The sequence below is a fragment of the Amycolatopsis sp. SID8362 genome, assembly GCF_010550475.1.
GTDB classification, from domain to species: Bacteria; Actinomycetota; Actinomycetes; order Mycobacteriales; family Pseudonocardiaceae; genus Amycolatopsis; species Amycolatopsis eburnea.
In genome coordinates, this window is record NZ_JAAGNB010000677.1 from 1 (window position 1) to 2,815 (window position 2,815).

General features: G+C 73.8%; 1 protein-coding gene. It reads left to right on the forward strand.

The window, feature by feature from the left end; all coding sequences use genetic code 11:
• The coding region (locus tag G3I65_RS20440) for a type I polyketide synthase (protein WP_160697526.1) at positions 1 to 2,815 on the forward strand (2,815 nt) is incomplete at both ends.

Here is a 2,815-nt window from a genome sequence, read left to right on the forward strand (position 1 = left end):
GCTGGCGCTGCGCCTGCGCGGCCTGCCGCCCGACGAGCGCGGGCACGTGCTCGACGAGCTGGTCCGGTCGCAGGTCGCGGCCGTGCTCGGCTACGCGTCGGCCGACGCCGTCGACGGCAAGCACGCGTTCAAGGACCTCGGGTTCGACTCGCTGACCTCGGTCGAGCTGCGCAACGCGCTCAACGCCACGACCGGGCTGCGGCTGCCCGCCACGCTCGTCTTCGACTACCCGACGCCCGCCGCGCTCGCCGGGTTCCTGTCCACCGAACTGCTGGGCTCGGACGAGCCGCTGCCCCCGGTGGCGCCCGTGCTGCGGCCGTCGGACGACGACCCGATCGTCATCGTGGGCATGGGCTGCCGCTACCCGGGTGGGATCGCCTCGCCCGAGGACCTGTGGCGCCTGGTCGTCTCCGGCGGGGACGCGATCTCCGGGATGCCCACCGACCGCGGCTGGGACCTCGACGTCCTCTACGACCCCGACCCGGACCACCCGGGCACCTCCTACGCCCGCGAAGGCGGGTTCCTGCACGAGGCCGCCGGCTTCGACGCCGGGTTCTTCGGGATGAGCCCGCGCGAAGCGCTGGGCACCGACGCCCAGCAGCGGCTCCTGCTCGAAACCTCCTGGGAGGCCGTCGAATCCGCCGGTATCGACCCGCTCTCGCTGCGCGGCAGCCAGACCGGCGTGTTCGTCGGCGTGATGTACAGCGACTACGGCAGCACCCTCGGCGGCACCGCCGACATGGAGATCTACCAGGGCAACGGCAGCGCGCCGAGCGTCGCCTCCGGCCGCGTCGCCTACAACTTCGGGCTCGAGGGCCCGGCCGTCTCGATCGACACCGCGTGCTCGTCCTCGCTGGTCGCCCTGCACTGGGCGGCGCAGGCGCTGCGCAACGGCGAGTGCTCGCTGGCGCTGGCCGGCGGCGTGACCGTGATGGCCCTGCCGGGCACGTTCATCGCCTCCTCGATGCAGCGCGGCCTCGCCCTCGACGGCCGGTCGAAGTCGTTCTCCGACGACGCCGACGGCGTCGGCTGGTCCGAGGGCGCCGGCGTGCTGGTGCTGGAGCGGCTGTCCGACGCGCGGCGCAACGGCCACGAAGTCCTCGCGGTGGTCAAGGGATCCGCGATCAACCAGGACGGCGCGTCCAACGGGCTGACCGCCCCGAACGGGCCGTCGCAGCAGCGCGTCATCCGGCAGGCCCTCGCCGGCGCCGGGCTGTCCACTTCGGACGTCGACGTCGTCGAGGCGCACGGCACCGGCACGACGCTGGGCGACCCGATCGAGGCACAGGCGCTGCTCGCGGCGTACGGCCAGGACCGCGACCGGCCGCTGCTGCTCGGCTCGATCAAGTCCAACCTGGGCCACACCCAGGCCGCCGCCGGCGTCGCCGGGGTGATCAAGATGGTGATGGCGCTGCGCCACGGCGTGGCCCCGCCGACCCTGCACGTCACCACGCCGTCGACCCACGTCGACTGGACCGCGGGCGCGGTCGAGCTGCTCACCGAGGGGCGCGAGTGGCCGGAGACCGGCCGTCCGCGCCGGGCCGGCATCTCGTCGTTCGGCATCAGCGGCACCAACGCGCACACGATCATCGAGCAGGCACCCGCGGCGGCGCCGGCCGAAGCCGAGCGGCTCCCGGACCCGGGCGTCATCCCGTGGGTGCTCTCGGCCAAGACGCCCGAAGCGCTGCGGGCGCAGGCCGAACGGCTGCTGGCGCACGGCGCGGACGCCGACCCGCTCGACGTCGGCCACTCGCTGGTGTCGGCCCGGTCCGTCTTCGACCACCGCGTGGTCGTCACCGGGGAGACCGGCGAGGACCTGCGCGCCGGGCTGCGCGCGTTCGCCGACGGCGAGCCCGGCGCGGTCACCGGCGTCGCCGGGCGCGCCGGGAAGACCGCCTTCCTGTTCGCCGGTCAGGGTGCCCAGCGGCTCGGCATGGGCCGTGAGCTGGCGGCCCGGTACCCGGTCTTCGCCGAGGCGCTGGACGCGGTGCTGGATCGCTTCGCCGCGCCGGTGCGCGAGGTGTTGTTCGGTGCGGACGCGGATGTGCTCGACCGGACGGAGTTCGCGCAGCCGGCGTTGTTCGCGGTCGAGGTGGCGTTGTTCCGCCTCGTGCGTTCCTGGGGCGTGCGCCCCGACTTCCTCGCGGGGCACTCGATCGGTGAGATCGCCGCCGCGCACGTCTCGGGCGTGTTGTCGCTGGCGGACGCGTGCACGTTGGTCGAGGCGCGTGGGCGGCTCATGCAGGCGCTCCCGGCCGGTGGTGCGATGGTGTCGGTGCGGGCGGCCGAGGCCGAGGTGCGGCCGTTGCTGGTCGACGGTGTGTCGATCGCGGCGGTGAACGGGCCGGAGTCGGTGGTGATTTCCGGTGTGGCGGACCGTGTTCTGAAGATCGCCGCCGGGTTCGAGAAGTCCAAGCGGCTCAAGGTGTCCCACGCGTTCCATTCGTCCTTGATGGACCCGATGCTGGACGATTTCCGTGCGGTGGTCGAGGGTCTGGAGTTCGCCGAGCCGGTGATCCCGGTCGTGTCGACGGTGACCGGGACGCTGACGGGCGAGTTTTCGTCGCCGGAGTACTGGGTCACGCACGCGCGTGAGGCGGTCCGGTTCGCCGACGCCGTCGGCGCGCTGCTGGCGGACGGGGTGGCGACGTTCGTCGAGCTGGGCCCGGACGGCGTCCTGTCCGCGATGGCGCGGGACAGCGCCGCCGACCACCCGGCGGCCTTCGTCCCGTTGCTGCGCAAGGACCGCGGCGAACAGGCCGCGATCGTCGACGCGGTCGCGCGCCTGCACGTCACCGGCGTCCGCGTCGGCTGG